The organism is Desulfovibrio fairfieldensis (assembly GCF_001553605.1).
In the GTDB taxonomy this organism is placed as follows: Bacteria; Desulfobacterota; Desulfovibrionia; order Desulfovibrionales; family Desulfovibrionaceae; genus Desulfovibrio; species Desulfovibrio fairfieldensis.
Genome location: NZ_CP014229.1, coordinates 824,855 through 850,792 on the forward strand (window position 1 = coordinate 824,855; position 25,938 = coordinate 850,792).

Genomic DNA, 25,938 nt, shown 5'->3' on the forward strand with positions numbered 1-25,938 from the left:
CAAATGAAATGTTAAAGAATACACATGAGATTTCTAATAGCACTCTCATCTCGTCCAGCCAATACCCATAATTCGTTATCCGCATAACCGTTTAAATTCTAATGAGATAGTCAAGCGGAGGACGATAGGGTCATCAGATAATCTGTGCCGTTTGTTTTATGTCTCTTTGAATGAGTAGCCCAACCCCGCCAATAACCGTCCTATGTCCTGTTCGACATCGTTAGCGGCTACCAGAAGCTGCTCTTTTTGTTTTAAAACATCTGAAAGATCAGTTATACTTTCTGTTTTTTTCACAGATGGAACATATCGCGAAGGGCTCAAATCGTACTCATTCTCAACTATCTCCGCTAACTCAACTACACGGGAAAAACCATTTATATTCTCATTTTTCGTATATGCATCCACAATTGCATTAATATGCGCAGGTGATAGAATATTTACTCTTTTTATTGATTCAAAATTTTCAGATGCATTGATAAACAATACATTTTTATCTTTTTTGTTTTTTCTGAAGGAAATAAGGGCTACAGGAATAGCTGTATTATAAAAAAGCTTATCTGGTAAACCGATGACAGCCTCTATAAAACCCTCTTCAGCCAGATGACTTCGGATCTCTTGTTCCGCTCCCAGACGAACTAAAGATCCCATGGAAACAACCATCATCATTCTACCGTGGTCAGGGTGCAAGGTAGATAGCATTGCTTGGATATAAGCAAGATCCGCGAACCGAATTCGAGGAGCTTTATATTTCAGGAGCCCTCTGCGTTTCAATCCATATTCAATTTCAGGGGGCAATTGCTGTGAAAATGGTGGGTTGGTGAGGATAACATCAACACTTCCCGCTTTAATATTTGGCGACAGTGGCACCTCTGAAAACAGCCCCCCCTGAAATACACCGCCATTACGTGCCCCGCACAAGAACAGACTCATTTGTGTCAGAGAACGGACGAAAACATTATGTTCTAACCCGATGAGCTTTTGGTGAGCATTAGACTTAGATCCGGCATAATCCATGGCCGAGAGTAAAAAACCGCCTGAACCGCACACAGGATCTAAAAAAGTTTCTTCAGATGTCGGCTTAACGAGCTGTGCCATTAGATCGGAAATTTCAACGGGCGTATAGAAGCCCTCCATGTTTTTGCCTGTAAAGGTATCGACACGAGATAAAATACGGCGGCAGAGTTTCAACGGCGTACTGCAGTCTTTGTTATTATCAGCCGAAAGAGTAAATCGTACTGCGCTTATGCAGTTATTCAAAGTCTTGATAAACTCTTCTGCTTTATCCCATGAGCCACCAGGCAGCGACTCTTTAAAATCAATCTGTGCAAAAGCTCCACTTAAAAGATCAGGAAATGCTTGCTCAAGGTGATTCAGAGCCTGATGAATTTTTTTACCTGTATAAGCAATGGGAAAAGAAAGTACGTTATCATCCGCAGCATCGGCAGATACTGGTTGATTATCGATTGGCCTAAGAGTAGAAAGCTCAGTTCGCCGTTCCCTATATAAGTCGTTCAACCATTTGATAATAAGGAGAGCCATTAAGTATTGAGGAGACTGATGAATTCGCCCTTGTTCGCGAAACAAATGAGCGAACTCCCAAACAATGCTGTCAACAGCTTTATTAAAATCGTCCTCACCTTTTTGTCCCTCAACACTGACCATTATGGTCATTCCTGAGGGAAAATTGGCGACTTCTCTTATAAATTTGGTATTGTCCATGATTCGTCCCTACCATTATTCAGCAGTCAACTCTTTTTCCGCCACTGCGTCTAAGATGCTCTGATTATGAACCACAATATTGCCCAGTAACATGTTGTGTTCCATAATTTTTTCTCCAAGATTGAGTAGTTCGCGCTGGCGTTTTATCGTTGGGATTACGATCTGCATTGCTCGAATTTCACTCATCCGGATACTACGGACGGTTGAGCCAGTCTCTTTGGCGGCATAGTAAGCTTTGGCCGGCTTTTGATTAAGCTGCCAAGCCAAAAACTCCGGCAAAATTAACTGCGGCTCCGTGACCCTGATTCGGATCCGAAAAAATTGTGATGAAGCGACTGTGGGTTTTCGCACTTCCGAGAGAAAAAAAGCAGAATAATTGGAACCTCTCATACTAAAAAGCAAGTCGGATGGTTTAAGTAGATGCTTCTCTCCTGGAAAATCTTTGATCCTAAGCACTTCTTTCCAGTCTATATTTTTGCCGAACCGCACATCGCGGAGCTGGAGAACGTAAACATTACCATTTGGGTCATGTTCCAGCCGCGAGCGAAATGTATGGCTGGAGGCAAAGTTTGCGATTTCCTCAAGTTTTGTTACTACTTTCTGCATACAAATCCCTGTGCAGGTATCTCGCTTGAAGTCGTCTTGAGCAAAAGGGGAAAATCAGTTATATTTTTCAAATGAAGGGTACCCCTGACCTGCGACGACTTCGTTTGGGCAGGTAGCCTAAGTTAGGTCAGATGTTGCAGCATCTAGCCTTTTTTGTGTGGCTCTCAACATATGACACCTCTTAGTAGGCTACCTCAAATTGAGGAGAAGCACCGTTGGACTCGGGCTCAAAGATGAAACTCCCGCGCTTGTGGATAAAAAGCGCTGCGCCCCGTTTCTTGCACAAGCGCTCTCCCAAATGCACAGCCTGGCTGAGGGTTACGGCGCGAACCGATGCCCGGCTCGCGCCATCGCGACGAACTTGCCAGCCACCTCGAAGGTGGGGCGTGATCCGGTAGACAATTGAAGTCATACCACCTCCTATACTAAAGTCTTTAGGGGATTCTAAAGACTAAGGAGGCACGATACGCTCCTTCTAACCCTAAGTCAATATCTTTAGTGTCCACTAAAGAACTATTGCTCTAACTAACTTTTCTAAAGGAGGCGTTGAAGGACTTGATCCGCTGCTAGGCTTTTCTATCAGGCCCAGCGGCCTGTCAGAGGCGGAGCCACGCACTACTACGGCAACCGAAGTGAACACGCTGGAAGTGGAAAGGCTCAGTATCAGCAGAGGTATTTATCGGAGTCAAACCAAAACCGTGACGGCCGGGAACTGTTCGTGTGAATGTTTCTTGGGGACATGTGCAAATAATTAGAGGGAGAGGTTGATAGGCACCTTCTCCCTCTGGTAAGAAAACTACTCGTCATCTGCCCGTGAAATCCCCCGGAAAAGGAAGTCATGAGCCTTTTCTGGAGTTGTCTCCACTTCACTCCAATTCCCCTCTATGAAAACATGTTCGCCATTTTCCTGTACTCTTTCCGTTAAAACGAAATATCGCCATCCAGGCGGGTCCATGTCGCTGCTATCCGGCAGAAAATAGCAGAAGTATTTCCCTTCGAGATATTGGGCCTCAACCATTTTTTGAACGGTCACCTTAAGGCAAACGCGTGGAAGTGATATAAAGGTGTCAAACTGCCTGCGGTTATCCTCAGTAAACGTGCCGCCAGGCATACGAGGATCTTCAACAAGGATTCTGTTATCCACAAACGCATCGACAGCTTCATTGCTGAAAAATCCCTCCGCACAGCAACAGACTATCGGGTCGCTCATTGTATTTTGCCAGCTTTCCACCAATGCCAAGAACTTTTCGAGATGCTCCTGTGGCGTGCAAGTCGGAAACAAGCTCTCCAACGAGTCGAGGCAAAGAACCTCAGCCCGTGCTGTTCTATATCTGGCAACGAGAATCTGAGCGAGTTCAGAAGGCTCCACGGGCAATCCTGAATTGTTACTGGCAGAAAGTATCTCGCAAAGTTTGACCCTGACTATGCCGTGTTTCGGAAAATCTGCCTCCACCCGCTCGTACCAGACATCACTCTCCCCATGGCTTGCCGTATCGATGTAAAGCTCTCTGCGCGTGGGACGCCTGACAAATCGCCAGAATGTATCCACTCCCAAATCCAGCCCAAACGCCAAATTTAGGGCGAATATGCTGCGGGCCTGATTGTCCTTCCCCTGAATAAGTGTAATCGCTCTATCTATAACCATTGCGGACAAGCTTTCGGCATCAAGAGCCGGCATGGACACAACACGTGCGGGAATAGGTTTGCCGGGCACGAGAGATAGTATTACAGGTGTGCAATTCTTTTTGATGCCCGAATATTCAAGCCATTCAGCATACTCTTGGAGTGGAATGGAGTTTTCAAAAATGGTTTTGAATATGGTTTTTTCTTCGGTGAATGCCGCCTGGGTTCGGCAGTATGTATTTTCTCTGTCCCAGATGGAGTGCAGTTTCGGATTGCCTTGATCGCAGGCAACGACTGGTACCGTGCATATTTTCACTAGCGCTTCATTTTTCTCAAACAAAAGACCGACTTGACCCGCCTCAACGAATCCTTTTTCGTATGCTGCCGGAATGAAATACACCAATCGTCCCGCAAAGTATCTTAAATCAATACTACCAGAGCCACTCGCACCAACGACTATTGCCTGATCTTTCATTTCGCTGGCAGCCAAATTGTTTTGATAATCTTCCAACGCTGCCGCAACGATTGGGTCAGAACAATAAATGAGCGCTGCATGGGGGAGGTCCCGCATCTTTTTTTGATTGATTGGCCGTTTATGCCCCTGGCTCATCCCCATCCTCAAAGCAAGTTTTTTACCATGAAAATCATCTACTTCCCTTACAAAGAAAGGAATGGAAAAATACGTGTCTCCCAAGGCGTAGAAAGCGATAAAGCCACTGACACGGCCGTCAGGCGCGGCCAAGGTATGAATATGCTTGCGGACAAAAGTCAACTGTTCATAGTGACAGGTCTCGGGTATTTGCCGGTGAAGCGCAAAATCGCCGAAATGTTCCGGAATGGAATCGGCCAGATCAATAACCTCCCGTATAGTCTCGGTGAAGCATGATTCAGCGAAATGGCCGAAGTTAGCAGCCAACTCCATGGTGGCCGCATGGACGTTGGTTCCGACCTCAAGGGCGTATGCTTCAACCAGAGAAGTACAAATCTTTCCTGTTTCACGATGTTGCCAAATACCGGGTTGAACTCGGGAAAAGTAATAGCCGCCGAGTTCCGGAAGGTTAAAAATGTCATCCTCGTGTTCATGCATTCGTTCCAATATCGCCGCAATAAGTTTCATGTTGTTCAATTCTATTTGAGTCATTACATTTCCCTTCATTGAATTTTTTCAAATCCACTCCAAAAAACACATCCTTTGCCTCTGGCTCACAAAGTATGGCTGCGGTGTTTTTTATATATTTTGACAGGCTTGAGTCAGAAAAACCGGGGTGCCTATAAATCAGGTACGGCACCCCGGCGGATGAAGCAGCAACAAAAGACTTGCTGGCTGCCCGGTTATTCATTCTCGTATCTTGATAGAGTGCCTATTATTAGCGATGCCTCCGCCGAACTCAGCTCCATGAGACTTTTTCCAAAACGTATTTCCACCAGATTGTCGCCCGATCCGTGGCTGAGTTTTTCTATCAGGCCCAGTTGCCTGTCAGAGGCGGAACCACGTGGCACATCAAAAGAAGTGAACAAGCAGGAAGACGTTGAGCCCTCCAGCCCCGCGTAAGAATCCTGCAACGAATCCGAAAGTTTTTTCATTGTCATCTCCATTTTGTTGCCGTCCGGGCGGCCAAGTCAGCCAACACCCAACAGCACTACTTCTCCAAAAAGAAAGGCTGCGCCGTTGGAATACTCCAATGGATGCAGCCGACTTTATTTTCCGCATTTACTCTGAGTTTGCTCTGGAAACCCGTGTTCCACGAACCATCCATACCCCTTTTGGGCGGTATTCCTTGCCTCTCACTTTGAAGGGGTAGCTATTGTAGTGAAACGAGTCCTGCTTTATCTGCTGAAAATCAGGAGAGGCCCGATCCAGAAGATGGAACTTTTCGCAGTAGTGGACCAGGCCCGAGCCGTTCTCCACACCGAGAGCTGCTTCCCAAGCCCTGGAAGCCCTTTTCTGAACATCACGAGGATCCCTCTTGGCGTTCCCGTTGACCAATAACATGCGCGTGCGGATTCTTATCCGCGCCGTGCTGCTCACAGACGATGGTGACGGACGGATCCACCTGGTGCTTGGGGACTCTGTTTGGTTCGTTCCTTCGTTTTCCCCGGAGTCTACCGTGCTCCGGCAGGATGTTGTTCCTTTCAAGATCCCTGACGAGATTTTTGTTGAAAACGGTGATGGCATTGGATGACGGTTCTACCGAACCGTCTTGAGGATAACGAATAACAACGCCGGTGATGAGTACCTTGCTGTGGTTTTCTGTCATCGACTCCAGCTTGCTTTGAAGTATTCCGAGCCCTTTGCTATAGCAGCCTAATCCTCTTTCTTTGTCTGAGTTGACAGGGAATCCGTTGAATGTCGGTTCATACGTTATGTCCATAACACGTACCTTTTTGTTACAATTACTTATAAAGCAATTACCCTAATCCGAGCAGAGCGATGAGCTTATTCCGGCAAGCGGTATCATACAGCCATGCTCTTTACCCCTTTCCTTCGCATGCAATGTTAGGGGAATAAATTTCCAACCATGAAAAAAGCACCCCTTCCAAAATATGGGAGGGGTGCGTCAATCAGGTCGGCTCACACGTCTTTGACCTTTTTCTTGAGCCAATCGATCAGTGCCTGCTTGGGATAAGCCACCCTGAGCCCGAAACGAACCCGTTCTGCGGGGCCGGTACCCAGATTGTCTTCGTTGGCGGCCGTCTTGTTGGCGACCAGCCCGCCGGTAATGGAATGGATATGCGTTCTGGGCACAAGGGGTGGAAGCTCCCTTTCCAGGCGATCAAAAAAATCCTGTGTCGTGGTGTTCATGACATCCTCCTGAGGTTGAAATTCTCCAGCCGCCAGTGACGGCACAGGATGATGTGGGCAAATATTTTTTTATAAACTTTGATCTAGCTCAGCATAAACACTGCACAAATTTTCTCTTGGTAATTATGGAGTTATGAATTACTGTCGAAGTGTCGTAACTTTTTTTGCGTTCTAAAAATGAGAACTGATAGCTATGAATGGAAATTCTGACTCCCCAAATTCCGCCCTCTCTACACGTTTGTCTGAAGCAGAACGAAATGACGCCATGAGGAAGGAAAATCTCGTCAAAATCCGGCGTCTGTGTCCCATCGTGAACGGCGCTTTTTCCGATGAAAAGCATTCCGCTCAGCCTCACGCATGGGTCAAGCAGATTATTCGGACCTACACCTGGGCTCTTGGCTTCATCATGCCATACAAAACCGACATCAACCCTGGTTTGCTACAGTGTAAAAAACTATCAGTTCTTGACGGATGTAAAAAGACTTGCGGAGTTCTCAGCCCGTTGGAATTCGCGCATGAGGAGATACGTTTTGTTAATATGCGAGAACGCAGAGATGCCGATAGGAAATATGCATTCAATTTGGCTGTGGCTGCGGAGCTAGCTCCGCAGCGTATTTTCCCTGAATCATTTCATTCTGCTTGCCTTGAAATAGCCAGTGGTAATGTGGATAGAATCGGCATAGCCGCTGCTTTCATAATTTCCGCTTTGGCCACGGCGAGCCAGGGAAAAGTATTATTTACCGAGCATCAGCAAAAGAAACTGACCAGGTTTTTCCCTCTAGCCATTACAGAACCCCAGTATAAGGGAGAGATGCAAGAAATATTGGATAAAGCATTCCAGCCTTTGCTTGAATATCAAAGAGGTCTGGCAGAAGGCATATCTGGAACTGATATAGCAAGGAAAAAAGAAATAGCCCGTCTTCGGCGTCAATTAAAAAAGGAAGTGACAGGCTCAAAAGACTATAAAGAGTTGGGCGCAAAGCTCAAACGACTTTTAACAATGCCGAAGGAAAAGAGACTGCTGATTGAAAAATACACTCCAATGAAATTTTTCAAGCAGATCATGGAACATCCGGAAAGTTGCGGCATCGTTGATCCAGATGGCAATTTCTTTCAGGAATTGCAAAAGAATACTCGCGGCACCAACGATGTCGCCCGGTTCATGGCGCCGGTAAAAACTGCAGCCAGCATTCAGTTTGAAGATCAATACGGCCAACGCTATAGAGCCCCGCAGCGCGACTTTTTTTACGCAGGTGTCGTTACCTATAAGGAATTTTACTCGTTGCACGCTCTTCGGAGAACATCTTTCCGTAATTTGTTCAATTCGCTCTTTCCAATAACAGATGGTCTTTCTCCTCCTCCGGTAGCAGCGAAAAGTGCGGAACGGTATAGTGATCGAATGGCAGCCATCATCCGCACAATACAACTTATGGAGCCAATCACCCACTCAGTGACCAGCCACACCTCTTGCCCGGTTTTTGGGCAAGATGGCTGCCCTCCGGAATTTCGGCTCCTATGCAATATGCTGAATGTTTACATTACACTATATGAGAAAGGACCACATTCTCTTGTCAATAATGAACTGGCCGGAGCTTGTTTTGCGGAGGCGTTGTTTTATAGCCGAAACCATTTCCAGAATGCTCCGCCAGTAAGTGCTGCCTTCAGCGTGGCGACCAGGATCAAAAAGTTCCTGCTCCGCAGAAAACTTCGCTACTTTCGTTTACGCCTCTTACAACATGATGTTCTGAGCAACCTGAAAAGAACTGATATTCAGAAGGCGATTGACTGGATGATTGACGAGGGCGACATAGCTGAGGTGCATCCTCAGTTCGACATATCGAATAGAGAAAGGGCCAGCCAACTATACATTTTCAATCAGGACAAATATATGCCGTCGCCACAGAATAATCTGCCGTATGTCAACAAGCTGAGATAGCGTAGCGGGCGCGATTCCGGCATTTTCTTGCATTTGGTGGAGGCATTCGCTACACTCGAACTCACACGCCGGAGCGGGACTGTGATACGGGAGAAACGCCATAATCCCGCGTCGTCCCTGGCCTTCCCAAGACTCAAACTCCTGCCCCCAAACGCACCTGTTGGTATTTTTATTGGTAGAAATAATTTTTAAAAATATTTTGTTCAATATTTATTTGTACTTATCATTATTATACGAGTCCCTTCACGCCGAAATTTCTGAAAAATCAGAATTCCGGTCTTTTTGTTTGTTTTTTCCGAGAATTGCCTCGATTTGAAAATTTACCGACAGGTCTCGGCAGGATTCGTGAGATAACGGCGGCAACTTTTATGCACTTGGTGCAGAAAAATTTGTCCAGTTCAGACGTGATTACCTACTCAAGCTCAGCGGACCTTGAGCTTGAGATCGTTCCATTCCATCAAATTTGATTTTTACCTTTTCTCTTTCTCCGCTGCCGCTTGTAGCTAATCGCAAAAGAGGTATATCATATTTATCCGGAATTGAATTTTTAATCGCGTCTCTCTTTAGCTGTTCTGGATTATTTTCATGGTACTCAAAATCATCAACTTCTATAATAAGAGCGCATTTCTTGTCCTGATTATTATATATAATAAAATCAACAGAAGCTCAGCTGTTGACAAAGTCGGCCTCACGAGTATCAAGCATGCTTGTTTCCCTGATTATATTGCACAACATGGCTTGCTCAGCTATATCGTAGTGAGAAGACTTTGACTCTTGAAAAATACATTTCAGGGCCGTAGCGATGATATTTTCTGACATAAATCTAGAGCGATGCAGTAGTTTTAAATTCAACGTATCAAGTTTGTCTGAGTAATTTTTATACAGCAAGTCAAAATCAGAAACAATCTGTCTATTGACTATATGTTTATATAATGTATTATATTAAATAGATATCAACAGATCATGTACATGATGTCCATTTTTCTGGAATAATTTATTGTCAGTTCCAATACGAATTGCTCCCGTGCCCGTGAAATGGCCACGTTGACCAGGCACGCTTCATCTACAAAGCCGCCCCCTTTTTCCGCGCTCCACGACTATCCAAAACAGTACTCATGATTATTACATCATGCTCACGACCTTGAAATTTATGAGCGGTTGCTGACCCCCAAATATATTTCAACCAGCACTTCTCCCTGATCAAGGGCAGTCTGGCCTTGCGGACACCGTGTCGCGCCGTGTGCGGAGGGCAGTAGTCCTGGCCCTCGCTTCACCGCAGTTTTAGGTCCGCAGCGTTTCGGGCATTTTTCTCGCCGCCTCCTTTCTCTCTTCTCTGTTTCCGCATTTCGTGTTGAGTTGTCGCTGTCTTTCTCGCCCATTCTTGACAGTGGGGGCATATCGGGTATGTTTGTAACCATTATCCTTGGGCGGGTATCGTAATCCGTCGTAAAAGTGCAACTAACCCGAAATCACAGTGGTTTTCATATGCAGCGAAGAAAATTTTTACAGCTTGCCGGACTGGCCGGTATGGCCGGTCTGGGGCTTGCCGCGCCGGTCCATGGCGGCGTGCCTGCCCTGGAGCAGGGGCGCCGCCCCCGTTACGGCATGCTTATTGACCTGAAAAAATGTGTGGGCTGCCAGGCCTGCACCGTATCCTGTTGCATGGAGAATGCCGTGCCGCCGGGTGCGTTCCGGACCAGCGTGGGAGAGTATGCGCTCAAGCCGCAAGGGGAAGAGCGCATGTATATCGCGCCCTTGCCGCGCCTATGCAATCACTGCAAAGAACCGGCCTGTCTGCCGGTGTGTCCGGTCAAAGCCACGTACCAACACAACAACGGCATTGTGGTCATTGACGCTTCCGCCTGTATCGGCTGCGGTTTCTGCGTGCAGGCTTGCCCCTATGACGCGCGTTTTCTGAACCGCCAGACCCGCACGGCTGACAAATGCACGTTCTGCGCCCATCGCCTGGAAGCCGGGCTGCTGCCTGTCTGTGTGGAAAGCTGCGTGGGCGGCGCGCGCCTGTTCGGAGATCTCAACGCGCCCGACAGTCTGATCCGGCGCACGCTGGACGCCCATAAGGATGCGCTGAAGGTGCTCTATCCGGAAAAGGGCACGGAGCCCTTCGTGTTTTATCTGCATCTTGACGACGTTTTTGTTGCCGCGGACAGCGTGGCGACCCCCATGTCGCCGCGCTTGCCGCAGCAGGAGGAAAGCCATGCCTAGTTTCATGGAGCTTTCCAATATCGCGCCGCCGGAAGTCTGGGGCGTCTGGGAGCCGCTGGCATTTTTCTTTCTGACTGCCGGGGCGGCGGCTGCCATCCTGGCCTGTGCGGTCCTCTGGCGGCGCGCATCCGCCGGAGCGGGGCGCTTGTTCGGCGTGGTTGCGCTGGCCTCGGGCCTTGCCGGCCAAGCCTGCCTGCTGATGGGCCTGGAACAACCCTTGCGCACCTATGAGCTGTATCTCCGTCCGCATTTCATTTCCTGGACGGCCTGGGGCGGCTTTCTGATTCCGCTGTGCCTGCTGTGCACCGTGCCCCTGGTCTGGCCGCGACGGAAAGGACGCGTGCATCCTCTCTGGTTTCTGCCCGCCATCGGGGCGGCCTGCGCCGTTTTCATCTATGCGGACAGCGAGATCATGGATTGCGTGGGCCGTGTGCTCTGGGCGCGGCCTCTGCTGCCCATGGGTTTCATTCTCGCGGGCTTGAGCGCGGCCTTTGGTTTCACCTGTCTTATGGCGCCGCGCACGGATGGCGCCTTTTCCCTACTGCCGTGGGCCAGCGCGGCGGCCGCCTTTGTCTGCGCACTGGCGGCTCTGGCCTTTCGCGCGCCCGAGGGTTTTGCCCAATTCGCCACATACTGGTGGCACGCGCCTGAAACCATCTGCCTGATCGCCGCCGTCATCGCCGCAATCCGCCCCCGCCGCTGGTTCCGTCTGACCGGAGCCATGACCTGTGTGAGCGCCTTCATGGTCTTCTGGAAAATCATCCATATGGGACAAGCCTTCGGCAGAAATGCGTCCACGTTTTCCGATGCGGCGGCTTTTCTGGATATTGTTTCTCCCGGTTCCCTGCTGATTCTGGCAGGCGGCGCCGGTCTCTGGCTGGCGCTGGCCTTGCTGCTTTCCATGCTTTTTCCCTGGAATGCGGCGAAAGAACCCGCTTGAGCCGACTTGGGCATTTTAACTTTGAAATGCTCTAACGCCGCACATGGTGCGGCGCGCCACAACGCGGCGAGGATTCAGCCGAAAAACATTGTTTTCGGCGGGATGAAACTTTGAAACTGCGCAGCCTTTCAAAGGTAATCTGTCCTGAGGGCTGAATCGCCAACGCGCCAAACGCATCTTCGGCGCAACAAGGTTGTAGAAATATGGATGACAAGAAACGGAATTTTTTGAAAAAAGGCGCGCTTGCCGCCGTGGGGCTGGGAGTTTTCGCCGCCGCCTCGCTGGATACGGCGCGGCGCATGGTGCGGGGCCTGCGCGAGGGCACAGCAGGCGTGCCTGTTGCCGACGCGGAAAACAAGAATTCCCTGGTTCCCGAATATTGGATGAATCCGGAAGGCCATGCCGTGCCGGTCAAGGGGCAGCGCGTGGCTTTCAACCAGTGCTGGGGCTGCACCACCTTCTGCGGCGTGCGCCTGCATATCGACGAGGCCACGGACCGTGTGGTGCGGGCTGCGGGCAATCCTTACAACCCCTTGTCCACCAGTCATCAGCTGCCCATGAGCACGCCCGTGAGCGAGGCTCTGGCCGCGCTCTCCGCGCGCGGCGACAGCGGCTACGCGCAGCGGGCCACGGTCTGCGGGCGCGGGGCGGCCATGCTGGAGGCCAACAGCAACCCTTTCCGGATCACCCGCTGCCTGAAGCGCGCGGGCAAACGCGGCGAGGGCAAGTGGAAGAGCATTTCCTTTGAGCAGCTGGTGGCGGAAGTGGTGGACGGCGGCGACCTCTTCGACGAAGGGCATGTGGACGGCCTGCGGGCCATCCGCGAAGCCAAGGGACCGGCCAATCCGGAAATGCCCGAATTCGGCCCGCAGTCCAACCGCCTTTTGCTGACCTACACCACGGAGGACGGCCGGGAGCAGATTTTTCTGCGCCGCTTCGGCCAGGCCTCCTACGGCACCAAGAATTTCGGCAAGCACGGCGCGTATTGCGGCCTGTCCTTCCGGCTGGGCGCGGGACTTTTTCTGAATGACCTTCAGGCCATGCCCCACACCAAACCCGATTTCGAGCACTGTGAATTCGTGCTGTTCTGGGGCACGGCACCTTCCCAGGCGGGCAATCCTTTCAACCGCTCGGCGCGGATGCTGGCGGACGCCCGCTCCGGGGGAAAAATGCGCTATGCGGTCATTGACCCCGTCCTACGCCTGCCCGTGACCAGCGCCGCGCGGGACCGGGCGCAATGGGTTCCGATCCGGCCGGGCATGGATTCAGCCCTGGCCCTGGGCATGATCCGTTATATCCTCGACAACAACCGCCATGACGCGGCCTTTTTGTGCCACCCCACACTGGCGGCCGCGCGCAAAGCCGGAGAGGCCGGATTTTCCAATGCCACGCATCTGGTGCGGCTTTCCGGCAAGCAGGCCGGGGCGCTGCTGCGGGCGGCCGATCTGGGCGCGGTGGGAGTCTTTGCCGGGGCCGACAAGAACGACGCCGTGGTCATGAGCCCGGACGGCCGCATGCTGCCCGCCGGGGCCTGTGAGCAGGCGGCCTTGTTTTACCGGGGTTCGCTGCCTCTGGACGGTGAACAGGTGGAAGTGGCCAGCGCGTTGCAACTGCTCAAGGAAGAGGCGGACAGCCGCAGCCTGGAAGAATATTCCCGCCTGTGCGGCGTGCCGGTGCAGACCATCACCGATCTGGCGACACGGCTGACAGCTCACGGCAAACGCGCGGCCGTGGATGTGCACGGCGGCATGATGAGCACTTCCGGCGTCAACGCCGCCTTTGCCGTGCTGACGCTGAATACCCTGATCGGCAATATCAACGTCAAAGGCGGCCTTTCCGTGGGCGGCGGGGGCTACCACAAGGCAGCCCTCAAAGGGCCGCGCTATGATTTGCTGGCCTTTGAAGGGCAGAGCGCGCCCAAGGGCTTTCCGGCTATCCGTTGCCGGGCACCGTACCAGAAGTCCACGGAGTTCAAAAAGAAGGTCGCGGCCGGTGAAAATCCGTATCCTTCGGAATATCCCTGGTTCCCCCTCACGCCGCCCAACATGCCCGCCGAACATCTGCTGGCGCATGCCAACGGCAATCCCTTCAAATACAAATGCTGGATCAACTGGAAGGGCAATGCGCTCTACGGCCACGGCGGGCTCAAACAGGCGATGGGCAAATGTCTGGAAGACTCCCGCGATCTGCCGCTGATTATCGGCATCGATACCTTTCATAATGAAACCAACGCCTATGCGGATTATCTGGTGCCCGATCCCTGCATGTACGAGCTCTGGGGCGGTTTTTCCGGAGCCTGGGCCGGTACGCTGACCCCGGTCTCCACGGCCCGCTGGCCCGCCGTGACGCCACGCCAGGCCCGGAGCGCCTCCGGCGAGCCGGTCTGTATGGAGCTGTTCATCATTGAGGCGGCCAAGCGCATGGGCCTGCCCGGTTTCGGGGACAAGGCCATCCGGGGCGCGGACGGCACGCTGCATCCGTTGCACACGCCGCAGGATTTTTATCTGCGGCATGCGGCGAATATCGCCTGGTTCAAAAACGACGTGCTGCCGTCCCCTGGGGCGGAGGATATCGCGCTTTCCGGGGTGCGGCCCATCCTGGGCGACATCCGGCGCATTCTGCCGCCCGAAGAGCAGGGGCCCGTCACCTTTCTCTACACCCGCGGCGGCAGGTTCGCGCCCTATGACGCGGCCTATCGGGGCGAGGAACTGGGCGTCAAATGGGAAAAGGCCCTGGCCGTCTACAACGAGGACGCGGGTACGGCCGTCAATTCCCGGACAGGCAGGCCGTATCGGGGCACGCCCTGCTGCCTGCCGCCTCTGCTGTATGACGGCCGGAAGCTGCGCGAGGTCTGGACCTCGGCGGAATATCCTCTGGAACTGATTTCCTTTAAATCCAGCCTGATCAATTCCTACGGCGTTGTGTCGCCCCGGCTTATGAGCATCAAGGGCGTCAACCTGGTGGTTTTGCATCCTGCCGATGCGCAAAAGGCGGGCGTCCGGCACGGCGACAGGGTGCGCTTGGTCACGCCGGGCGGCAGCGCGGCGGCCTATGCCAGTGTGGGGGAAATGGTCATGCCCGGCGTGGTGGCGGTGGAGCACGGTTTCGGGCATACGGGCTTGGGCGCCTCTGATGTGGAGATCGACGGCGTGTGCACCCCGGCCCGGAAAAGCGTGGCGGCGGGCATCAACCTCAATGACCTGGTGCCCCCCGATCCCACCCGCAAGGGCCTGTCCGCTCTGGCGGAACATATGGGCGGCCCGGCGGCCCGACAGGGCATACCGGTGCGTATCGAGAAGGTTTGAGGGGGGTGCTGATCAGCTTCAGCGGCTTGCCCGGCGTGGGTAAAAGCAGCGTGGCGCGACTTCTTGCCCAGCGGATCAAAGCCGTCTGGCTGCGCATTGATTCACTGGAGCAGGCTTTGGTCCGCTCCGGCGTTGTTGACCGGGATGGCCTGGGGCCAGCGGGCTATTATGTGGGCTATGCCCTGGCGTTGGATAATCTGCGGCTGGGCCTTACCGTACTGGCGGATTGCGTCAACCCGCTTGCCCTGACTCGCAATGCTTGGCGGGACGTAGCGTTTGAAGCGGGCGCGGAGCTGCTGGAAGTGGAATTTGTCTGCTCTGATGCGCGGGCGCATCAGGCACGGGTGGAAGCGCGGTTGTGCGAAGTTCCCGGTCTGCTTCTCCCCGACTGGCGGGCGGTACGGGAACGGGAATATGAGGTCTGGGAGCGCGCGCCCCTGGTGTTGGATACCGCCGTACTGTCGCCGTGCGAGGCTGTGGAGGCCGTTTGCCGCGCCGTGCGGGCTGTAGCGGCGTCTTCGCGGGCGCGTTGAGACGGAGACGCGCGCCCCTCCCGGAGTTCTTTCAGGCTTTGTTTTCTTCCAGCGGCATGGCTTCCCAGGCTTCGAAGTCATAGAGGCTTGTGCCGGGATTTTTGGCGCAGGCCGAAGTGTGATCGTAGGTTTCCACCACCGGCCATTGGGTAACCCGGCCCAGGGCTTCCTGAAAGGAAGCGGCCTCAATGATCTGATGGCGGCTGATCGTAAGGTTTTCGTTGGGCCCCGCGATATAATGCACACGGTACTGCGGCATGACTGCTTCCTTTACGGCGGCGGGACGTGCCCGGACGCCGGGTGGTTGAACGAGCATTTCAAGTGTGACATGCTCTGGTTGCGCCGGGCGGCAAGCCGCATCGGCCTTTGAGAGAGAAGGTGAAGAGCGGGAGCGCGCTGTGGGCGCGCTCCCGCTCTTTTGTCAGTTCTGATGCAAGGCCTGGTCTAGCTGTGAGCGCTCGGGAAGAGATAGCTCACGAACCAGAGCACCACGAGCAGGGTGACGCCCAGCCCCCAGCTCCAGTGGATGAGCTTCAGTTCCGTCTCATCCAGGGGTTCATATTCCATTTTCTGGACTTCTTCGTGGAACTTCACGTCCTTCTTGTCTTCAGACATATCCGACTCCTTGTGAGGATGAAACCTCTTGGGTGAAACGCGTTAACCGGCCATCACAGGCGGCGTCATGCCGTGGAAGAACGCCCACGAGATGAACAGACCGATCCAGATAATAAAGCCGAACAGGCAGATGATGTACACGACGGCCAGTTTGCCGATGCCTTCCTCCATCAGCTTGCGGAAGTTGGAAACCATGCCGATGGTGAAGAAGGTCAGAGTGAAGAAGATGGTGCGCAGAGGTCCGAGCGTGCTGATGACGCTCTTGCCCATGTCGGCCAGCTCCTTGGACTGCAGGCAGATCAGCAGCATAATCACGAAGGTGCCCACATAGCCCAGCACGAAGCGCGGGAAGCGGGCCCACACGTCGCCGAAGGTCATGGTGCGTTCGCCTCTGGTCTTGTCGAACTTGGCTGCCCAGACCCAGGCCAGCACAAAGGCCCACACGCCGATGAAGATGTCGATGAAGATTTTAACTGTGGTCGTGACCATGGTGATCCAGCCGGATTCCCAGATGATGCCGGCTTCCATGGCCTTGGCGCGGATCAGGGCGTCGGTGATGGCGCCGCTGGCGATGGCGCCGCCGTCGGACTTGACCGCCAGGCCCATCCAGCCGCCGGCCACCATGGGCTCGTTGTGCAGGAAGAAGGCGGCCACGAAGGGCAGCACCAGCATTTCAATGCAGGTGAAGACCACGATCAGCGAGGAAACCATGATCGGCACCACGGGCCGGGCGCGGATGGCGCTGCCCGTGGCGATGGCGGCGGACACGCCGCAGATGGAGATGCCGGAAGCCATGGGCACGGCCCATTCACGGCTGAATTTGAAGTATTTGCGGGCGATGTAGTACACAGTGGCCCAGTAGATCAGATAGGCTTCCACAATGGCGCAGAGACCGCGGAAGATGATGTGGCCGGCATAACCGGAAGCGCCGGCGGCCTTCACGCCCAGTTCAGCGCCGAGCACCACGATGGCGATTTTGACGAACAGTTCGGGACGGCAGGCGTCACGCAGCATGTCGGCCAGAGCGGGGGCGACGTTGCTGATCAGGATGCCCGCGATCAGGGCAACGATGAAGCCCGCTTCCGTGGTCAGGCCGATGGACCAGGAAATGCCGAATTTGGCCTGCTGGTTGGGCGTGGCCGCGATGTGGGCGTTGGCGCCCAGCATGAAGAAAAATTCAGCGATAAAAAAGACGATGGTAAAGGCCACCACAAAGCGGCCCACATTGCCGCCCAGGCTTTTGATGCCCACGGCGAGCACAGCGGTCATGGCCGCCCAGGTCAGCAACAGCGAGCCGATGCCGGAGATGCCGGCATAGCCCTTGTTGGTCACCGAGAAGGCATCGCTCATGCTCGTCCACATGTTGGTCTTGAGCACCCAGCCCAACACGTCGACGCCCCACAGGTTCAGGGCGGCCAGGATGAAGACGAAGCAGCCGATAAAGAGGGCTACGCTGTCTTCGGTTAATTTGTTGTTGTTTGCCATAAACCATCCCTCCTAGAAGTGCAGATACGGGATTTGCCTCCACCATAGGCGGAAGTCCCTTATGCTGATGTCCGGCGGGACGTCGACAACTCGGCGCGCGTCGGGCAGAAAAGCCGTTATCTGGCTGTGCCCCCATATGCGGTCTGAGGCAGTGAATTTTCCGTTGCCGCAGGCAGACGCCTGCGGGCGACACGGACAGTGCGTGCCTATCAGAGCCCTCTTTCGCTGTCAATACTATAGCTATAAATTCAAGCTGATAAAAGCGGTATTTCGCTATCCGTGGACTTTTTTATTCGTCAGTACTGTGAATTCCGCGTGTGCTCCCTGTAATTTCTTCCGAAAGAGCATTTGCGCATATTTTCCCAAATATATTGCAGGACGTATATCCCCATTCAATGGATGGTTACGTTCATTTTGCAGGCCCGTCCGCTTTTTTTAAGTAATTCAGCTTGCGGGAGAGGGCGACTTTGCCGCTCTGTTTGCAGCGGCGTGAATTCGGGTATTTTTCCGTAAAAACAGGGCGTCGTTCCGTGTTGCGCGCAAACGGAGGGACGCCTTGGGCCGAATGCTGCGGGAAAACGGTTCAGAGTTCGGCCAGCACCGGGGCCGAAAGATGGCGGGGCTCCGGGCGGCGGACGGCTTCAATGCCCCAGTGGCGGAGCAGGCCCAGGGCCTGGTTCACAGCCTCGGGCAGGATGCGTTCCACTTCCGGCGAGCAGTGCGCGCCCAGGGTCATGGCCGCCGGCTGCACGCCCAGCAGGGCACAGCGTCGCGGCTGGGTGCCGCGCAGGGCCGCCAGACCCAGCACTTCGGAAAAGCTGTTCTGATGCGGGCCGACTTTCTGCGCTGTGACATAGGCGGGTACTTCCTCCCGCAGGGTCAGCTCGCCCGGTTCAAGGCCGAAATCCACGGCATCCAGCACCAACAGGCTGTCCGCCTCCTCCACGAAGGTGAGCAGGGTCTGGCCCTGCGTGCCGCCGTCCACCACGCTGACGCCCGGCGGGAAATCCCAATGGGCGTACAGATGCTGCGCCAGGCGCACGCCGAAGCCCTCGTCGCCGTAAAGGAGATTGCCGAGCCCCAGGATGATTGTTTTTTCCATATTCTTTCCTTATCGCAATTCCGGCCGGTTCCGGCAAGGAATGCGCGGGAACCGGCCGGGCGTTTGAACGCTGTGAGGTTACGCGGATCAGCTCCGGCGGCGCTCACGGAAGCCGCTGATCATAGTGGAAACCAGGGTGGTCTTGCCCATGATTTCCTCACGAATCACCATATAGATGTGCACGGTGACGAAGGTCACCAGCAGCAACATGCCCAGCCGGTGCAGGCTGCGCAGCTCCTGATCATTGCCGCCCACCCAGTACATCAGGTCCAGCATGAAGAGGAAAGGCCTGAAGATGGGTGACTGGGGGGCGCTCTGGGCATACAGGCCCAGACCGCTGAGCATGATGATCAGCATGAAGACCATGCCCACGGCCATGCCCGCCTGGGCCAGGGGATTGTGTCCCACATAGACCCGGGGCTCCTTGTCCAGGAAGAGATACCAGCGGATGTCGCTCCACAGGCCGCCCCACCAGGATTTACGCCAGAACGGCAGGATGACCAGCTCCCGCGAGTACCTGTTGCCGATCAGAGCGTAGAGGTAGCGCAGCACCGTACTGATTATCAGGATGAAGCCGGCGATGAAGTGGGCCATGCGGGTATAGCCCATGTAAAAGGTATCGTAAGGCTGTCCGGTGACGGAAAGCCAGGGTTTGCCGATAATGTAGCCCGTGACGATCAGCACGCTGACGCACGCGACCATGGTCCAGTGCCAGATCCTGATGGGCAACTGGTAGACATAGGCTGACTTGCCCACAGGCTCCAGCACGTTATCACTGTTGTTCATGACATTTCTCCACAAGGCGGGGGTTCCGTATGCCGGATTCACCCCGCGCCCGTACGTTGTTGCCGCGCCAGCGCGGCAACAACGGTTCAGAAGCTCCGGTCCACGCGCACGGTCAGCAGGTCCTTGCCGTCGGGCCCGATGATATGGGTGGCGCAGGCCAGACAGGGGTCGAAGCTGTGCAGGGTGCGCAGAATTTCCAGCGGCTGATCGGGAATATCCATGTGGGTTCCCATCAGCGCGGCCTCGTATGCGCCCAGCTGGCCCTTGGGGCCGCGCGGGGCGGCATTCCAGGTCGTGGGCACAATGCACTGGTAGCGTTCGATCTTCCTGTTCTTGATCACGATCCAGTGGCCCAGAGCGCCGCGTGGGGCTTCGGTAAAGCCCACGCCGCGCACCTCGCCTTCCGGCCAGGTATCGGGGCTCCAGTTTTTGGTATTGGCCGTGGAGGTGTTGCCGTTTTTCAGGTTGGTCACCAGCCGGTCATAGAAGTAGCGCAGTTTTTCGGCGGACCAGGCCAGCTCCAGGGAGCGGGCGGCGATGCGGCCCAGCGTGGACTGGAGCACCGAGACCGGCGCGCCCAGACGGCCGCAGAAGTCGTCCACCATGCCTTTGATGGCGTCGTCCTTTTTTGCGTAGCCCACTAGGGTGCGGGCCAGGGGGCCCACTTCCATCTGGTTGCCGCGCCAGAGCGGGGTTTTCAGCCAGGAATAGCGGGCCTGTTCGTCCACCTGCTTGAGGTCCGTGGGCGTGCCCTTGATGTTCGGGCCGGGCTGATAGTTGGGGTCGGTGACGCCGTCAAAGGGATGCAGGCCCACCTTGCCCAGGGGGTAGTCGTACCAGGAGTGATTGACGCTCTCCTGAATTTCGTCAGGGTCCGTGAGGTTGACGGGCAGGACTTCCTCAAAGTTGCCGTTGATGATCGCGCCGCGCGGCATCAGCAGGCTCTTGTCCGAGAAATCGTTGGCGATGTCCGGAATGCCGCCGTAGGCCAGCACCGAAAGTTTGGACAGACCGCTGCCGATGCCGAGCCAGTCCTTGTAGAAAGTGGCCAGGGCCAGGGTATCGGGGATCACCACCTGCTGGGCGAAGACCCGGCAGCGCTCGATGACCTGAAGAATGTATTCCAGGCGCTCCTGGTTGATGACGTCGGCCGCGCCGTAGGCGTTGATGTTGAGGGAACAGGGCACGCCGCCCACCAGCCAGTTGGGGTGGGGATTTTTGCCGCCGAAAATGGTGTGGATGTGAATGACGTCTTTCTGGAAGTCCAGGGCTTCCAGATAGTGGGCCACCACCATCAGATTGGCTTCGGGCGACAGCTTGTAGGCCGGATGACCCCAGTAGCCGTTGGTGAAGATGCCGAGATTGCCGGATTCGATGACTTTGAGCAGCCGGTCCTTGACCGATTTGAAATAGCCCGGCGAGGAATTGGGCCAGGGCGAGAGCTTCTGGGCCAGGGCCGAGGTCTCGTATGGATCGCCCTTGGAGGCCGAGACCACATCCACCCAGTCCAGGCCCGCCAGATGGTACATGTGCACCAGATGGTCATGGTACATCAGGCAGAGCTGCATCATATTGCGGATGATATTGGCGTTGTCCGGGACGTCGATGCCCAGGGCGTTTTCCACGGCATGCACCGAGGCCAGGGCGTGGGTGCCGGTGCAGACGCCGCAGATGCGCTCCACAAAAGCCCAGGCGTCGCGGGGGTCTCGGCCCTTGAGGATGATCTCGATGCCGCGGAAGATGGTGCCGCAGGACACGGCGTTGGTGATGACGTTCTGTTCGTCCAGATTCACCTCGCAGCGCAGATGGCCCTCAATGCGGGTGACCGGGTCCACCACGACGCGGCGGCCCGCGTCAATGACTGTGTATCCTTGCGTGGTATATTCGTAGGCCATGGATATCGTTCCTTAGCTGTTGGAGTCGTTGGTATTGGTGGTTGAAGCGCTGGTGTCGGCCTTTTTTTCGGGGCAGCGGGCATGCCGGATCATGCTGGCAACGCCGTGCACGGCCACACCGGCGGCCACACCGGCCACGGCGGCCACACCCACAGTCTCGGCCGTGGCGTTGGTGCCGAAGTGCGGGATGGTGGTGATGCGGTCGTAGAAGGAGCCCTGATCCCAGAAGTTCTGTTCCGAACAGCCGATGCAGCCGTGCCCGGACTGGATGGGGAAGGACACGCCGTTGTTCCAGCGTGTGGCCGGGCAGGCGTTGTAGGTGGTGGGGCCTTTGCAGCCCATCTTGTACAGGCAGAGGCCCGAACGCGCGCCTTCGTCATCCCAGGATTCCACATATTCACCGGCGTCGAAGTGGGCCCGGCGGTAGCACTGGTCGTGCACGCGTTTGCCGTAGAACATTTCCGGGCGCCCCTGGGAATCCAGCGCGGGCAGACGGTCATAGGTGATGATATAGGCCAGAATGGCGCTCATGACTTCCGGAATGGCCGGACAGCCCGGCACCTTGAGCTGGGGCTTGTTGGGAAAGAGCTTGTGCAGCGGCGTGGCCGCCGTGGGGTTGGGGCTGGCAGCCTGGACGCAGCCCCAGGAAGCGCAGGTGCCCCAGGCAACCACGGCCTTGGCGTGTTCCACGCCGCGCGCGAGTTTGTCCATAAAGGGCTTGCCGCCGTCGATGCAGTACATGCCCTGGCCGTTCAGGGGCGTATTGCCTTCCACGGCCAGAATGTACTGCCCCTTGTATTTGCTGATGGCCTCGTCATAGGCCGCCGTGGCCTGTTCGCCGGCGGCGGCCATGATGGTGTCCTGATAGTCCAGGGCGATCATGGCCAGAATGATGTCCGTGGCCAGGGGGTGGGCCGTGCGCAAAAAGGATTCCGTGCAGCAGGAGCAGGAAAGCCCGTTGATCCAGAGCACGGGAAGACGCGGCTTGGTGGACAGCGCCTCGGCCATGACCAAATCCGAGCCGGGGCCGAGCCCCAGCGCCACGCTGGTGATTGCGCAGAATTTCAGGAAATCCCGGCGGCTGACGCCGCGGTTGCGCAGCATTTCAGCGGTTGTCTCAAGATGTGCCATATAACGTTACCTCAAATGTAAATTATAGCTTCAATGGTTCGCACAGGGCGGCCTGCAATGCCGCCCGGCCCCGGCCGACGGTGCGCAGGGAGAACAGCGGCGCAAGCCGCCATTCGCCGGACGCAAACACTGAAGACCACTGCGCCTCACGGCGCAATGCCCCCCATACGTAAGCCCTGCCCCGACAGCAGCCCCCTGCCGCCGGAACATCCTCTCTCTCGTTAGATGTTGTGATCGCCCCGGTCGTTGAGCCAGGTTCTGAAGGCGTGCATCTCCGCGGCCTGGGCTTCGATGATTTCCTGGCCCAGCTTGAGCAGATCCGCTTTCTGCGAATGCACAAGCACGGGCACGGTCATCGTCACCGCCATGCCGTGGTGGGGCAGCATCTGCTGCACAAACTGCACATTGGGATTTTGGGAAGTATACATATGCATCATATTCTGCATATCATGGCGCATGGCATCATACGCCTGCTGATCCAGCCCGCCCGCATCCTTGAGCCAGGCTTTCATCTGCTCGATTTCCTCTTTCTGGGCCTTGATGATCTGCTTGGCCCAGGCGGCCACCTGCGGGTCCTGCTGTTTCTTGGGCGCGGCCAGCAGCACTTCGGACATCTGCACAGCCCCTTCATGATGGGCGATCATGCCGGAAAGGTAGACCCTGTCGGAATACGCGTTCTGGTCGTGGGCCATGTCGTGGCCGCCCATGTTTTGTTCCATCGCCTGTGCGGGCATGGCTGCCAGAAGAAGGAAAAGAAGGCTCAAATATATTTTACGCATGTTTTGCTCCAGAATTGCATCGGCCATCCGTGTGGCCCGGTTCCAGCCGTAAGCCCGCCTTGTTTCGCGCCCGCTTCCGATAAGGGAAGCGCGCCTGCGGTACAAAAGCGGTCCGGTGTGACCGGAGTGGTGTGTGCCGTGTCCCTGCGGACCCGGCTGCCTTTCGCGTACGGGAGCTATGCTGACCACGCGGAAGGCCGATTAAATATGTTACGGCATCCCTGCCGGGTACAACGCCCGCCGCCCGTCGAGCGGCTCGTCGGCTGAAAACCGGCTATACAGGATGCCTGATATCTTGCCTTGTCACAATGCCTTGATGCTTGGCAGGCCATATAAAAGCATATGGGAAATACCCTGCTTACGCGTAAAAAATACTATAGCCATTACGAAAGAAAGGCAAGCAAAGTGGTTCGGCATTAGGCAGATCACAGCGTTCCGCAGATATTTTATGAGGAAATTGAAAGTGATGCCTGGGGCGGCATGCGCCGCCCGCGGAAGGGGAGGGGGGAGGGCATTTCAACTTTGAAACGTCGGAATGCAGGTCGATTCGCATTGCGTTCCGACTTTTCAAAGGCAATTCTGTGAGAGATCAATCTTGGGCCGGTCCTGGGCCGGGCGGTGGAAAAAGGGCGCAAAAAAAGGGGGCTCTCGCCCCCCTCAGACTGATGACAAACCCCGCTTCGCGTGATTTGCGCCACCAACGGCGGCTTAGCCACCGGGTGGAAAGGCACGAAAATCAGTCGCTTAACGGCGCGGCAAAGCCGCGACCTGCTCCTGATTTTCGGGGCTGCCGACTTTGTCAACAGCCTCAGGGGGGCTTGCGCCCCCCTGTGTATCGGCTTTCATAGTGCGCCGGGGATGTTATTCCTCGTCGCCTTCCCACTTGATGAAGCCGGGATTGACGTTGGTCATGGCGTTGACGATCAGTTCCACCAGGCCGCCGTAAGCGAAGCTGTTCTTGGAATACAGGTCGTTGTGTTCCAGCAGTTCGCGGATCTGGCCCTTGCAGTTGGAGCAGGGCGCGCAGATGTACTTCTTGGTCTCGGGGCCGAGGCATTCCTTGAAGGCTTCGCCGATCTGCCACATCTTTTTGCGTCCGGAGATGTTGCCGCGCCATTCGTCGATGTTGTTGCGGGTCATGATGGCAAAGCCGGACCCGCCGCCGCAGCAGTAGTTGTCCACGCCGTGGCAGGGCATTTCGCGGAACTTGGGTGCGATCTTATGCAGAATCTCGCGCTGCGGCTGCACGATGCCCATCAGGCGCACCGCGTTGCACGGGTCATGCAGGGTCACCGGGAAGTCGTTGCGCGAAGGATCGAGCTTGAGACGGCCGGACATGACGATGTCGCGCAGGGTCACGTAGCAGGATTCGCGCGGCACCTGGTACTCAAAGGGGATCACGCGGTCCGCGATGACGGTGATGGCCTTGTGGGCGTGGCCGCATTCGCCGATCACGATTTTTTTGACGCCCAGTTCCTTGGCCGCCATCATGTGCTGCAGGGCGATGCGCGCGGTCTGGGCGTCGTCGTAGAACACGCCGTAGTTCACGCCGTCATAGGCCACGGCCTTGCTGGACAGGGTCCAGGACAGGCCGGCCTCCTGGAAAATCAGGGAGAAGGCCGCGATGTTTTCCGGCCAGGCCATGATTTCACCGGCATTGTGCAGCAGCATGATGTCCGCGCCCTGCACGTCAAAGGGGGTGTGGATGCCCACACCGGTGATTTCCGAGTAGTCCTCGTCGATGAACTCCACGTTCTCCTTGACCACTTCGGGCGTCATGCCGGTGGAGGAGCCCACCTTCATCTGGTTCATGGTGCCCTTTTCGTGCAGTTCGCGGGGGTAGATGCCCAGCTCCTGGCTGAACAGCTTGCGGATTTCACGGGCGATCAGGCCGTTGTCCACGCCGATGGGGCAGGTCTGGGCGCAACGCCGGCAGAGGTTGCAGCGATAGGCCAGCTCGCCCAGGCGGGCCACGGTCTTCCAGTTCAGATTGATGTCGCCGTAACGCCATTTGGCGAAGGGCTCTTTTTTCACATACTGCTTGTAGATACGGCGGAAAATTTCCGAACGGAAATTGGGCCGGTACATCTCGTTCTCGCCGGACATCTCAAAAAGATGGCAGGCGGCGGAGCAGGAGTTGCACTGCACGCAGTTGTCCATGCTGGTTTCCAGCATGGGCAGGAAGGTCCAGTTGTTTTCCTTGGAAAAGAGCTTGCGCATGCCGTCGAGGAACTTGTTGACAAGCTCTTCCTCTTCCTGCGGGGTTTTGGGCTTGGGAATATTCAGCACGCACACGTCGTCCAGAATACAGGCCGTGTTTTCTTTCTGCTCGTCGGTGAAGGGCTTCCAGGGCATGGGCTTCACGTCAAGCGTGAGCTCGGGAAGGGTATTCGGATCAATGCTGACCATCTGCCCTTCGGCAGTGGAAACATCGCTCAAACGCAGATTGTCTTTCAT

General features: G+C 55.4%; 23 protein-coding genes. 5 read left to right on the forward strand and 18 right to left on the reverse strand.

The genetic code is table 11. The features are described from left to right. Nucleotides 1–156 precede the first annotated feature (156 nt). The 8 genes from AXF13_RS15730 to AXF13_RS03615 form a co-directional block, all read right to left on the reverse strand. Nucleotides 157–1,719: an N-6 DNA methylase gene (locus AXF13_RS15730; protein ID WP_083521939.1), complete on the reverse strand. Its 1,563-nt coding sequence runs from the start codon at nucleotides 1,717–1,719 to the stop codon at nucleotides 157–159. Nucleotides 1,720–1,734: 15 nt separating this feature from the next. Next, nucleotides 1,735–2,325, reverse strand: coding sequence for a restriction endonuclease subunit S (locus AXF13_RS03590; RefSeq protein WP_062251683.1), 591 nt, complete (start codon nucleotides 2,323–2,325; stop codon nucleotides 1,735–1,737). A gap of 181 nt (nucleotides 2,326–2,506) precedes the next feature. Then, entirely contained in the window at nucleotides 2,507–2,737 is a 231-nt protein-coding gene (locus AXF13_RS03595; protein ID WP_062251684.1) for a DUF2188 domain-containing protein, read from the reverse strand. A gap of 384 nt (nucleotides 2,738–3,121) precedes the next feature. Continuing rightward, nucleotides 3,122–5,065 (reverse strand): hypothetical protein, encoded by a 1,944-nt coding sequence (locus AXF13_RS03600; RefSeq protein WP_150116061.1) that lies wholly within the window; start codon nucleotides 5,063–5,065, stop codon nucleotides 3,122–3,124. Then, on the reverse strand, nucleotides 5,028–5,288 hold the full coding sequence (locus tag AXF13_RS16435) for a hypothetical protein (RefSeq protein WP_150116062.1): 261 nt from the start codon (nucleotides 5,286–5,288) through the stop codon (nucleotides 5,028–5,030). The genes AXF13_RS03600 and AXF13_RS16435 overlap by 38 nt, the downstream gene beginning before the upstream one ends. Further along, the gene (locus AXF13_RS03605) at nucleotides 5,281–5,532 is read right to left on the reverse strand and encodes a hypothetical protein (protein ID WP_062251686.1); all 252 of its coding nucleotides are present in this window, start codon (nucleotides 5,530–5,532) and stop codon (nucleotides 5,281–5,283) included. Before AXF13_RS03605 ends, AXF13_RS16435 begins: the two co-directional genes overlap by 8 nt. A 368-nt stretch (nucleotides 5,533–5,900) precedes the next feature. Then, nucleotides 5,901–6,320: a hypothetical protein gene (locus AXF13_RS16440; protein WP_150116063.1), complete on the reverse strand. Its 420-nt coding sequence runs from the start codon at nucleotides 6,318–6,320 to the stop codon at nucleotides 5,901–5,903. A gap of 200 nt (nucleotides 6,321–6,520) precedes the next feature. Next, nucleotides 6,521–6,751, reverse strand: coding sequence for a hypothetical protein (locus AXF13_RS03615; protein WP_062251688.1), 231 nt, complete (start codon nucleotides 6,749–6,751; stop codon nucleotides 6,521–6,523). Between the two features lie 265 nt (nucleotides 6,752–7,016). Here AXF13_RS03615 and AXF13_RS03620 point away from each other — a divergent pair, with 265 nt between their 5' ends. After that, on the forward strand, nucleotides 7,017–8,687 hold the full coding sequence (locus AXF13_RS03620) for a DUF3987 domain-containing protein (RefSeq protein WP_062251689.1): 1,671 nt from the start codon (nucleotides 7,017–7,019) through the stop codon (nucleotides 8,685–8,687). A gap of 408 nt (nucleotides 8,688–9,095) precedes the next feature. On the opposite strand, the gene AXF13_RS17425 is transcribed toward AXF13_RS03620, so the two are convergent. Continuing rightward, on the reverse strand, nucleotides 9,096–9,338 hold the full coding sequence (locus tag AXF13_RS17425) for a DUF2726 domain-containing protein (RefSeq protein WP_083521940.1): 243 nt from the start codon (nucleotides 9,336–9,338) through the stop codon (nucleotides 9,096–9,098). A gap of 834 nt (nucleotides 9,339–10,172) precedes the next feature. Between AXF13_RS17425 and dsrO the strand changes: the two genes are divergently transcribed. The 4 genes from dsrO (at nucleotide 10,173) to AXF13_RS03645 (ending at nucleotide 15,688) form a co-directional block, all read left to right on the forward strand. After that, complete coding sequence (dsrO, locus tag AXF13_RS03630) at nucleotides 10,173–10,910, forward strand: sulfate reduction electron transfer complex DsrMKJOP subunit DsrO (RefSeq protein ID WP_062251691.1); 738 nt, start codon at nucleotides 10,173–10,175, stop codon at nucleotides 10,908–10,910. Then, complete coding sequence (locus AXF13_RS03635) at nucleotides 10,903–11,850, forward strand: hypothetical protein (RefSeq protein WP_062251692.1); 948 nt, start codon at nucleotides 10,903–10,905, stop codon at nucleotides 11,848–11,850. Before dsrO ends, AXF13_RS03635 begins: the two co-directional genes overlap by 8 nt. A 203-nt stretch (nucleotides 11,851–12,053) precedes the next feature. Beyond that, the gene (locus AXF13_RS03640) at nucleotides 12,054–15,155 is read left to right on the forward strand and encodes a molybdopterin dinucleotide binding domain-containing protein (RefSeq protein ID WP_062251693.1); all 3,102 of its coding nucleotides are present in this window, start codon (nucleotides 12,054–12,056) and stop codon (nucleotides 15,153–15,155) included. Between the two features lie 5 nt (nucleotides 15,156–15,160). Continuing rightward, nucleotides 15,161–15,688 carry a P-loop nucleotide/nucleoside kinase family protein gene (locus AXF13_RS03645; RefSeq protein WP_062251694.1) on the forward strand — a complete coding sequence of 176 codons (528 nt, stop codon included), beginning with the start codon at nucleotides 15,161–15,163 and terminating at the stop codon, nucleotides 15,686–15,688. 31 nt (nucleotides 15,689–15,719) lie between these two features. On the opposite strand, the gene AXF13_RS03650 is transcribed toward AXF13_RS03645, so the two are convergent. The 9 genes from AXF13_RS03650 to AXF13_RS03690 form a co-directional block, all read right to left on the reverse strand. After that, the gene (locus tag AXF13_RS03650; protein ID WP_008684783.1) at nucleotides 15,720–15,947 is read right to left on the reverse strand and encodes a hypothetical protein; all 228 of its coding nucleotides are present in this window, start codon (nucleotides 15,945–15,947) and stop codon (nucleotides 15,720–15,722) included. A gap of 185 nt (nucleotides 15,948–16,132) precedes the next feature. Then, entirely contained in the window at nucleotides 16,133–16,303 is a 171-nt protein-coding gene (locus AXF13_RS03655) for a hypothetical protein (protein WP_008684781.1), read from the reverse strand. 42 nt (nucleotides 16,304–16,345) lie between these two features. After that, nucleotides 16,346–17,788: a putative sulfate exporter family transporter gene (locus tag AXF13_RS03660; protein WP_062251695.1), complete on the reverse strand. Its 1,443-nt coding sequence runs from the start codon at nucleotides 17,786–17,788 to the stop codon at nucleotides 16,346–16,348. A 583-nt stretch (nucleotides 17,789–18,371) separates the two neighbouring features. Further along, entirely contained in the window at nucleotides 18,372–18,890 is a 519-nt protein-coding gene (locus AXF13_RS03665) for a HyaD/HybD family hydrogenase maturation endopeptidase (protein WP_008684777.1), read from the reverse strand. An 87-nt stretch (nucleotides 18,891–18,977) separates the two neighbouring features. Next, complete coding sequence (gene cybH, locus AXF13_RS03670; protein ID WP_008684775.1) at nucleotides 18,978–19,676, reverse strand: Ni/Fe-hydrogenase, b-type cytochrome subunit; 699 nt, start codon at nucleotides 19,674–19,676, stop codon at nucleotides 18,978–18,980. A gap of 86 nt (nucleotides 19,677–19,762) precedes the next feature. After that, nucleotides 19,763–21,571: a nickel-dependent hydrogenase large subunit gene (locus tag AXF13_RS03675; RefSeq protein ID WP_062251696.1), complete on the reverse strand. Its 1,809-nt coding sequence runs from the start codon at nucleotides 21,569–21,571 to the stop codon at nucleotides 19,763–19,765. 12 nt (nucleotides 21,572–21,583) lie between these two features. Further along, nucleotides 21,584–22,702: a hydrogenase small subunit gene (locus AXF13_RS03680; protein WP_008684772.1), complete on the reverse strand. Its 1,119-nt coding sequence runs from the start codon at nucleotides 22,700–22,702 to the stop codon at nucleotides 21,584–21,586. 221 nt (nucleotides 22,703–22,923) lie between these two features. Then, nucleotides 22,924–23,481 (reverse strand): DUF305 domain-containing protein, encoded by a 558-nt coding sequence (locus AXF13_RS03685; protein ID WP_009301877.1) that lies wholly within the window; start codon nucleotides 23,479–23,481, stop codon nucleotides 22,924–22,926. An 861-nt stretch (nucleotides 23,482–24,342) separates the two neighbouring features. Then, on the reverse strand, nucleotides 24,343–25,938 hold the full coding sequence (locus AXF13_RS03690; protein ID WP_008684768.1) for a (Fe-S)-binding protein: 1,596 nt from the start codon (nucleotides 25,936–25,938) through the stop codon (nucleotides 24,343–24,345).

What these genes read in the sequence shown, in the direction of transcription:
- AXF13_RS16435 (WP_150116062.1), bottom strand. Translation starts at nt 5,288, where the DNA reads ATGAATAACCGGGCAGCCAGCAAGTCTTTTGTTGCTGCTTCATCCGCC.
- AXF13_RS16440 (WP_150116063.1), bottom strand. Translation starts at nt 6,320, where the DNA reads ATGGACATAACGTATGAACCGACATTCAACGGATTCCCTGTCAACTCA.
- AXF13_RS03665 (WP_008684777.1), bottom strand. Translation starts at nt 18,890, where the DNA reads ATGGAAAAAACAATCATCCTGGGGCTCGGCAATCTCCTTTACGGCGAC.
- AXF13_RS03605 (WP_062251686.1), bottom strand. Translation starts at nt 5,532, where the DNA reads ATGAAAAAACTTTCGGATTCGTTGCAGGATTCTTACGCGGGGCTGGAG.
- AXF13_RS03685 (WP_009301877.1), bottom strand. Translation starts at nt 23,481, where the DNA reads ATGCGTAAAATATATTTGAGCCTTCTTTTCCTTCTTCTGGCAGCCATG.
- dsrO (WP_062251691.1), top strand. Translation starts at nt 10,173, where the DNA reads ATGCAGCGAAGAAAATTTTTACAGCTTGCCGGACTGGCCGGTATGGCC.
- AXF13_RS03640 (WP_062251693.1), top strand. Translation starts at nt 12,054, where the DNA reads ATGGATGACAAGAAACGGAATTTTTTGAAAAAAGGCGCGCTTGCCGCC.
- AXF13_RS03690 (WP_008684768.1), bottom strand. Translation starts at nt 25,938, where the DNA reads ATGAAAGACAATCTGCGTTTGAGCGATGTTTCCACTGCCGAAGGGCAG.
- AXF13_RS03680 (WP_008684772.1), bottom strand. Translation starts at nt 22,702, where the DNA reads ATGGCACATCTTGAGACAACCGCTGAAATGCTGCGCAACCGCGGCGTC.
- AXF13_RS03675 (WP_062251696.1), bottom strand. Translation starts at nt 21,571, where the DNA reads ATGGCCTACGAATATACCACGCAAGGATACACAGTCATTGACGCGGGC.
- AXF13_RS03635 (WP_062251692.1), top strand. Translation starts at nt 10,903, where the DNA reads ATGCCTAGTTTCATGGAGCTTTCCAATATCGCGCCGCCGGAAGTCTGG.
- AXF13_RS03650 (WP_008684783.1), bottom strand. Translation starts at nt 15,947, where the DNA reads ATGCCGCAGTACCGTGTGCATTATATCGCGGGGCCCAACGAAAACCTT.
- AXF13_RS03600 (WP_150116061.1), bottom strand. Translation starts at nt 5,065, where the DNA reads ATGAAACTTATTGCGGCGATATTGGAACGAATGCATGAACACGAGGAT.
- AXF13_RS15730 (WP_083521939.1), bottom strand. Translation starts at nt 1,719, where the DNA reads ATGGACAATACCAAATTTATAAGAGAAGTCGCCAATTTTCCCTCAGGA.
- AXF13_RS03595 (WP_062251684.1), bottom strand. Translation starts at nt 2,737, where the DNA reads ATGACTTCAATTGTCTACCGGATCACGCCCCACCTTCGAGGTGGCTGG.
- AXF13_RS03615 (WP_062251688.1), bottom strand. Translation starts at nt 6,751, where the DNA reads ATGAACACCACGACACAGGATTTTTTTGATCGCCTGGAAAGGGAGCTT.
- AXF13_RS03655 (WP_008684781.1), bottom strand. Translation starts at nt 16,303, where the DNA reads ATGTCTGAAGACAAGAAGGACGTGAAGTTCCACGAAGAAGTCCAGAAA.
- AXF13_RS03620 (WP_062251689.1), top strand. Translation starts at nt 7,017, where the DNA reads ATGAGGAAGGAAAATCTCGTCAAAATCCGGCGTCTGTGTCCCATCGTG.
- cybH (WP_008684775.1), bottom strand. Translation starts at nt 19,676, where the DNA reads ATGAACAACAGTGATAACGTGCTGGAGCCTGTGGGCAAGTCAGCCTAT.
- AXF13_RS03660 (WP_062251695.1), bottom strand. Translation starts at nt 17,788, where the DNA reads ATGGCAAACAACAACAAATTAACCGAAGACAGCGTAGCCCTCTTTATC.
- AXF13_RS03590 (WP_062251683.1), bottom strand. Translation starts at nt 2,325, where the DNA reads ATGCAGAAAGTAGTAACAAAACTTGAGGAAATCGCAAACTTTGCCTCC.